At 49.5% G+C, this 8,233-nt stretch carries 3 protein-coding genes and 1 pseudogene; 3 read left to right on the top strand and 1 reads right to left on the bottom strand.

Going from position 1 to position 8,233, the window contains the following annotated elements:
• Window positions 1–56: 56 nt before the first annotated feature.
• Window positions 57–1,382 (bottom strand): type III secretion system effector NleA, encoded by a 1,326-nt coding sequence (nleA, locus tag HEN33_RS08480; protein WP_001025672.1) that lies wholly within the window; start codon window positions 1,380–1,382, stop codon window positions 57–59.
• A 572-nt stretch (window positions 1,383–1,954) separates the two neighbouring features.
• On the opposite strand from nleA, the pseudogene HEN33_RS27080 reads away from it, so the two are divergent.
• From HEN33_RS27080 to HEN33_RS08465, 3 genes and pseudogenes are all read left to right on the top strand, one after another.
• A pseudogene (locus HEN33_RS27080) lies at window positions 1,955–2,044 on the top strand (DUF1175 family protein); the annotation flags it as partial.
• A gap of 23 nt (window positions 2,045–2,067) precedes the next feature.
• Complete coding sequence (locus HEN33_RS08470; protein ID WP_183083423.1) at window positions 2,068–6,582, top strand: MG2 domain-containing protein; 4,515 nt, start codon at window positions 2,068–2,070, stop codon at window positions 6,580–6,582.
• Window positions 6,583–8,232 carry a DUF2300 domain-containing protein gene (locus HEN33_RS08465; RefSeq protein WP_176263204.1) on the top strand — a complete coding sequence of 550 codons (1,650 nt, stop codon included), beginning with the start codon at window positions 6,583–6,585 and terminating at the stop codon, window positions 8,230–8,232. It begins immediately after the preceding gene.
• The last annotated feature ends 1 nt before the right edge of the window (window position 8,233 follow it).

Here is an 8,233-nt window from a genome sequence, read left to right as displayed (position 1 = left end):
ATTAATAATAGCTGCCATCCATTTCAGCTATTATTTTAAAATAAACAAGTTAAAGCTTAGACTCTTGTTTCTTGGATTATATCAAAGATATCAACATGATTTGATGGATTATGATGTGGTAAGCCATTGCTTTCGATATCGATTACCACATCCTCTGGATTTGGATGCCGCTGTCCAACAGGGATACCTTCTTCCATTGCGCGTATATCAGCACCTGTGGCATGTTCAATATCTGCTTTATTGGGGAAAATAGCTCCTTCTCTTGCGTGCCACCATATACGAGGATAGTCAGTGAATCTAGCTACTTCAAACTCGGCCTTGTTTAAATCGGCAGCCCCCAGTGTCGCACCAGCCCACCATAAAATAGTGTCTGGCTTTAATCCAGGGGTATTATACTGTATGGCATGCCCTGCTGCTTGCCCAACCATTGCACCGATATGAGGACTTAACATTGGATCTGTACTAGCAAATCTGGATACTGCAAATCCCCCTAAAGCACCAAGCGCATTTGCGGCAGCATTGGTAAGAACGGCATATTTAGTATTAGGGTTATCTAAATCCCACTTGAAATGTGCGCCAAACTCCAGCCCTAGAGTTGCCTGTAATGGAGATGCACCATATTTAAAATCTGCTTCTCCCGGTCTGATAACCCACTCCTCCGTGTAATTTGCTTTCGGCCCATCAGGAGTAAGTGGTGTTTCTCCAACAAGCTTCCATCCATTTTCAGTTTTGACTATAGGAAGTTCTACACCATGATTACGAACCACTTGAGCTGTTAATCCAAACCATGGTATTGGGTCTTTTGGCTCGGTGGTTACCGTCGAAGTAGTGGCTGATGTTCCAGTCGATGCAATAGTCGACACTGCAGTGGTTGATATATTACTGTTGCTTAATGCATTTTTTAACGGGCCAGGAAGGTCTTTAAAATTAAAACCTATTTCATCATGCAGAGGGAATATCTGTAAAAAATAATTACCTGATGTAGGATGAATATCTGGTTTTACAATGTTTAGCTGGACACCATATTTACCAGAGATGCCTGAAACGGAACTAGGTATCTCTAATGCCATTTGGGTAACATTGAATAAACCAAACATATCCAATGTTTTTTTTCCTATGGATCCTTCTTCAAGGTGAGGAGCTATATATTCGTCTAGCCCTGAGAGCAGACCTTTATCTTTTATCAAGCTCAGTAGAGCTGTTGTTTCACCGCATTCCGGTGCATGTTGCTGTATATCATCTGGAATATTAACAACAAATCCAGCTTGGCATCCTAGAGGTAATTCGGATTGCGGTATTTGTGTAGAGGGTATTTGTTCTGTTTGATGATGTTGATTGTTTTGTGAGGTGATTCCAGATTGTATGGTCGGTTGAATGTTCATAATAAATCCTTATTACATGTTTATATCCATTAATAATATCAATCCATTGATACTATTAGTGTCACATATCCGATGTGGACAGCTTTAATATATAACTGTTTGAATGCTTGATTGATGTGACTTAGATCTCAAAATTAAGTTGTTAAATTTACCAGTTTATCGCTTGAACACTTAAAATAAATTATAAATGTTTCTGTTATTGTTTTTTATAGTTTAAATTATTGTTGGTTGTATAAGCTGATTACATTTTTACTCTAAGTGTTATAAATATTTTATACTGATATTAGTCTTATTATATATTTTTTTAATGAAAATGAGCATAAAACTAAGACATATAATGCTTGGCAGCTTTATGCTCTTCTGATTGGCTGTATGTTTGATGACAAAAAATTAGCGCAAGAGGACAAAAAATCACCTTGCGCTAATGCTCTGTCTCAGGTCACTAATCACATCTAACTCATTGATTAATTGTGACTCTAAATGTAGTGTTTTGTCGCGTTTTGCAGTCTATCATTTAATCAATTGTATAAATAACATAATGATTTTTAATGTGTTTTTGTGATTTTATCCTCCTTCTGACATGGAAGGACACCCGATGGATACCCAACGATTCCAATCCCAATTTCATTGGCATTTATCGTTTAAATTTTCTGGCGCGATAGCAGCGTGCTTGTGCCTGTCTCTTGTGGGAACAGGGCTTGCTAATGCTGATGATTCGCTTCCTTCCAGTAACTATGCGCCGCCCGCCGGGGGAACATTCTTTTTGCTCGCTGACAGCAGTTTTAGCAGCAGTGAAGAGGCGAAAGTGCGACTGGAAGCGCCGGGGCGTGATTATCGGCGTTACCAGATGGAAGAGTACGGCGGCGTGGACGTTCGCCTGTATCGTATTCCTGACCCGATGGCATTTTTGCGCCAGCAGAAAAACCTGCATCGCATTGTGGTGCAACCGCAATATCTGGGCGACGGGCTGAACAATACGCTAACCTGGCTGTGGGATAACTGGTATGGCAAATCTCGCCGTGTAATGCAGCGTACTTTCTCTTCTCAGTCACGGCAGAATGTGACTCAGGCGTTACCCGAATTACAGCTCGGTAATGCCATTGTTAAACCTTCCCGTTATGTACAGAACAGCCAGTTTTCACCGCTGAAAAAATATCCACTGGTGGAACAGTTCCGCTATCCACTATGGCAGGCAAAACCGGTCGAGCCGCAGCAAGGGGTAAAACTGGAAGGCGCATCCAGCAATTTCATCTCGCCGCAGCCGGGCAACATCTATATTCCTCTCGGCAAACAAGAGCCGGGACTGTATCTCGTCGAAGCGATGGTCGGTGGGTATCGGGCAACGACGGTGGTGTTTGTTTCCGATACCGTGGCGCTTAGCAAAGTGTCAGGCAACGAACTTCTGGTGTGGACTGCTGGCAAAAAACAGGGTGAAGCGAAGCCAGGCTCAGAGATCCTGTGGACTGACGGTCTTGGCGTGATGACTCGTGGTGTGACCGATGACAGCGGTACCTTGCAGTTACAACATATATCGCCGGAACGTTCATACATTCTGGGTAAAGATGCAGAAGGCGGCGTTTTTGTCTCAGAGAATTTTTTCTACGAAAGTGAAATCTACAATACCCGCTTGTATATCTTTACTGATCGCCCGCTATATCGCGCAGGCGATCGTGTCGATGTTAAAGTGATGGGCCGCGAGTTCCACGATCCGTTGCATTCATCCCCTATCGTCAGCGCACCGGCGAAACTTTCAGTGCTGGATGCTAATGGCAGCCTGTTGCAAACCGTCAATGTCACGCTGGATGCGCGTAATGGCGGGCAGGGGAGTTTCCGCCTGCCAGAAAATGCCGTTGCCGGAGGTTATGAATTACGTCTTGCTTACCGCAATCAGGTCTATAGCAGTAGTTTTCGCGTAGCCAACTATATCAAGCCACATTTTGAGATTGGTTTAGCTCTCGACAAAAAAGAGTTCAAAACAGGCGAAGCGGTTAGCGGCAAACTGCAACTGCTTTACCCGGATGGCGAGCCGGTAAAAGATGCCCGCGTGCAGTTAAGTTTGCGCGCTCAGCAATTATCAATGGTCGGTAACGATTTGCGTTATGCCGGACGTTTCCCGGTGTCGCTGGAAGGCAGTGAAACGGTTTCCGACGATAATGGTCATGTGGCGTTAAATCTCCCCGCCGCCGATAAACCAAGCCGTTATTTGTTAACTGTCTCCGCCAGTGACGGCGCGGCGTATCGTGTCACCACCACCAAAGAGATCCTCATTGAACGTGGTCTGGCGCATTACACTTTGAGCACCGCCGCACAATACAGCAATAGCGGTGAATCGGTTGTTTTCCGTTATGCTGCGCTGGAATCTTCAAAACAGGTTCCTGTTACGTATGAGTGGTTGCGTCTGGAAGACCGCACGAGCCACAGCGGAGATCTACCTTCTGGCGGCAAATCCTTTACCGTCAATTTCGATAAACCAGGCAACTACAACCTGACGTTACGCGATAAAGACGGCTTAATTCTCGCTGGGTTAAGCCATGCCGTCAGCGGTAAGGGCTGCACGGCGCATACTGGTACGGTAGATATCGTGGCGGATAAAACGCTGTACCAGCCAGGCGAAACCGCGAAAATGCTGATTACCTTCCCGGAGCCAATTGATGAAGCGTTATTGACGCTGGAACGCGATCGCGTGGAACAGCAGTCGCTGCTATCGCATCCGGCAAACTGGCTGACGTTACAACGTTTAAACGATACCCAGTATGAAGCCCGCGTACCGGTGAGCAATTCCTTTGCGCCTAACATCACTTTTTCGGTGCTGTATACCCGTAACGGTCAGTACAGTTTTCAGAACGCCGGGATCAAAGTTGCCGTTCCCCAGTTGGATATTCGGGTGAAAACGGACAAAACCCATTACCAGCCAGGTGAACTGGTCAATGTCGAATTAACCTCGTTGCTGAAAGGTAAACCAGTTTCTGCGCAGTTAACGGTTGGCGTGGTCGATGAAATGATCTACGCGCTGCAACCGGAAATCGCGCCGAATATCGGCAAATTTTTCTATCCGCTGGGGCGTAACAATGTGCGCACCAGTTCCAGCCTGTCATTTATCAGCTACGACCAGGCGCTCTCCAGCGAACCTGTTGCGCCTGGCGCGACTAACCGCAGCGAGCGGCGAGTGAAAATGCTGGAACGTCCACGGCGTGAAGAGGTGGATACCGCTGCCTGGATGCCGTCACTCACAACCGATAAACAAGGCAAAGCGTATTTCACGTTCCTGATGCCTGATTCATTAACCCGCTGGCGCATCACCGCGCGTGGGATGAACGGCGACGGGCTGGTCGGGCAGGGGCGTGCTTATTTGCGTTCGGAAAAAAATCTCTACATGAAGTGGAGTATGCCAACGGTATATCGCATGGGTGACAAACCGGCGGCAGGACTGTTTATCTTCAGTCAGCAGGATAACGAACCGGTGGCGCTGGTGACTAAATTTTCAGGCGCGGAGGTGCGTCAGACGCTGACGTTGCATAAAGGGGCGAATTATATTTCGCTGACGCAGAATATTCAGCAATCTGGCTTGTTAAGTGCAGAACTCCAACAAAATGGGCAAGTGCAGGACAGTATTAGCACAAAACTGTCTTTTGTGGATAACAGCTGGCCCGTTGAACAGCAGAAAAACGTCATGCTCGGCGGTGGCGATAACGCGCTGATGTTGCCCGAGCAGGCGAGCAATATCCGGCTACAAAGTAGCGAAACGCCGCAGGAGATTTTCCGTAACAATCTTGATGCGTTAGTCGATGAACCGTGGGGTGGCGTGATCAACACCGGTAGCCGTCTGATCACGCTCAGTCTCGCCTGGCGTTCACTTGCCGATCATCAAAGTGCCGCCGCTAACGACATTCGTCAGATGATTCAGGATAACCGTTTGCGGCTGATGCAACTGGCGGGGCCAGGAGCGCGCTTTACCTGGTGGGGTGAAGATGGCAATGGCGACGCATTCCTCACGGCATGGGCATGGTATGCCGACTGGCAGGCCAGTCAGGCGCTCGGCGTAACGCAACAACCGGAATACTGGCAGCATATGCTCGACAGCTACGCGGAGCAGGCGGATAACATGCCGTTATTGCATCGGGCGCTGGTGCTGGCGTGGGCGCAGGAGATGAATCTGCCGTGCAAAACGTTGTTGAAAGGGTTGGACGAAGCTATCGCCCGGCGCGGAACTAAAACTAAAGATTTCTCTGAGGCAGACACCAGCGATATCAATGACAGTCTGATCCTCGATACACCTGAATCTCCACTGGCAGATGCGGTGGCAAACGTCTTAACCATGACGTTGCTGAAAAAAGCGCAGTTGAAGTCCACTGTGATGCCACAGGTTCAGCAATATGCATGGGATAAAGCGGCAAACAGTAACCAGCCGCTGGCGCACACGGTTGTGCTGCTCAATAGCGGAGGCGACGCCACCCAGGCTGCCGCTATTTTAAGTGGTTTAACCGCTGAGCAATCCACCATTGAGCGCGCGCTGGCAATGAACTGGCTGGCGAAATATATGGCGACGATGCCTCCGGTTACGTTACCTGCTCCTGCGGGCGCATGGGCCAAACATAAGTTAACCGGAGGGGGTGAATACTGGCGTTGGGTTGGTCAGGGCGTGCCGGATATTCTCTCTTTTGGTGACGAATTACCGCCGCAAAACGTGCAGGTTCGCTGGCGTGAACCGGCAAAAACGGCTCAACAAAGTAACATTCCGGTGACCGTTGAACGACAGTTGTATCGGCTTATCCCGGGTGAAGAGGATATGAACTTTACCTTACAGCCTGTCAACAGCAATGAGATTGACAGCGATGCGCTGTATCTCGATGAAATCACGCTTACCAGCGAGCAAGATGCAACTCTGCGCTACGGCCAGGTAGAAGTACCGCTGCCGCCGGGAGCCGATGTTGAGCGTACAACCTGGGGCATTTCGGTCAATAAACCGAATGCCGGAAAACAGCAAGGACAACTGCTGGAAAAAGCGCGCAATGAAATGGGCGAACTGGCCTATATGGTGCCGGTAAAAGAACTGACGGGAACGGTCACCTTCCGCCATTTGCTGCGTTTCTCGCAAAAAGGGCAATTCGTTCTGCCGCCTGCCCGTTATGTGCGTTCCTATGCACCTGCACAGCAAAGTGTTGCGGTAGGGAGCGAATGGACCGGGATGCAGGTGAAATAAGTGAACTGGCACAGAATCGTCTGGCTATTAGCGTTGGTTACTCTGCCAACGCTGGCGGAGGAAACGCCGTTACAACTGGCGCTGCGGGGCGCGCAACACGATCAACTGTATCAGCTGTCGTCATCAGGCGTGACCAAAGTCTCGGCATTACCTGACACACTCACCACGCCGTTAGGGAGTTTGTGGAAACTGTATGTTTACGCCTGGCTGGAGGATACCCATCAACCGGAGCAGCCCTACCAGTGTCGCGGAAACTCCCCGGAAGAGGTTTATTGTTGTCAGGCTGGGGAGAGCATAACGCGCGATACCGCGCTGGTACGCTCCTGTGGACTCTATTTTGCGCCGCAACGGTTGCATATTGGTGCAGATGTTTGGGGGCAATACTGGCAACAGCGTCAGGCACCTGCGTGGTTAGCGTCTCTTCCGACGCTGAAGCCAGAAACCTCGGTAACGGTTAAATCGCTGCTTGATTCATTAGCGACGTTACCCGCGCAAAACAAAGCTCAGGAAGTCTTACTGGATGTGGTGCTGGACGAGGCGAAAATCGGTGTCGCATCCATGCTCGGTAGTCGGTTACGGGTGAAAACCTGGAGCTGGTTTGCCGATGATAAGCAGGAAATCCGTCAGGGTGGTTTTGCTGGCTGGTTAACCGATGGTACACCGCTGTGGGTTACTGGCAGCGGCACCAGCAAAACGGTACTGACCCGTTATGCGACGGTACTTAATCGGATTTTGCCAGTGCCGACGCAAGTTGCCAGTGGGCAATGTGTAGAGGTGGAGCTGTTTGCCCGCTATCCGCTGAAGAAAATCACAGTGGAAAAGAGTTCGACGGCAGTAAAACCCGGCGTACTTAATGGGCGCTATCGTGTGACGTTTACCAATGGTAACCACATTACGTTTGTCAGCCACGGTGAGACGACCTTACTGAGCGAAAAGGGCAAACTGAAATTGCAGTCGCATCTTGATCGTGAAGAGTACGTTGCCAGAGTACTGGACCGCGAGGCGAAAAGTACGCCCCCTGAGGCAGCGAAAGCTATGACCGTGGCGATTCGCACTTTCTTACAGCAAAACGCCAATCGGGAAGGCGATTGCCTGAACATCCCCGACAGCAGTGCCACGCAGCGTGTTTCTGCTTCGCCAGCTACCACGGGGGCGCGAATGATGACCGCCTGGACGCAGGATCTCATCTATGCGGGCGACCCGGTCCATTATCACGGCAGTCGCGCTACCGAAGGGACGCTTTCCTGGAGGCAAGCCACCGCCCAGGCGGGGCAGGGAGAGCGTTACGATCAGATACTCGCGTTTGCTTATCCCGACAATAGCCTTAGCCGCTGGGGAGGGCCACGCTCAACCTGCCAGTTATTACCTAAAGCGAAGGCCTGGCTGGCGAAAAAAATGCCGCAGTGGCGGGGTATGTTACAAGGCGAGACGGGGTACAACGAACCAGACGTGTTTGCGGTCTGCCGTTTAGTCTCAGGTTTCCCCTATACCGATCGGCAGCAGAAACGGCTGTTTATTCGTAACTTCTTTACGCTTCAGGATCGGCTTGATTTAACCCATGAGTATCTGCACCTGGCCTTTGATGGTTATCCCACCGGGCTTGATGAGAACTATATCGAAACGCTGACCCGACAATTATTAATGGACTAAT

It is taken from the genome of Escherichia sp. 94.0001 (assembly GCF_013369155.2).
GTDB classification, from domain to species: domain Bacteria; phylum Pseudomonadota; class Gammaproteobacteria; order Enterobacterales; family Enterobacteriaceae; genus Escherichia; species Escherichia coli_F.
Note: the sequence above shows the minus strand (reverse complement) of the source record. Positions and strands in the feature narration are given on the sequence as shown.

What these genes read in the sequence shown, in the direction of transcription:
- nleA (WP_001025672.1), bottom strand. Translation starts at nt 1,382, where the DNA reads ATGAACATTCAACCGACCATACAATCTGGAATCACCTCACAAAACAAT.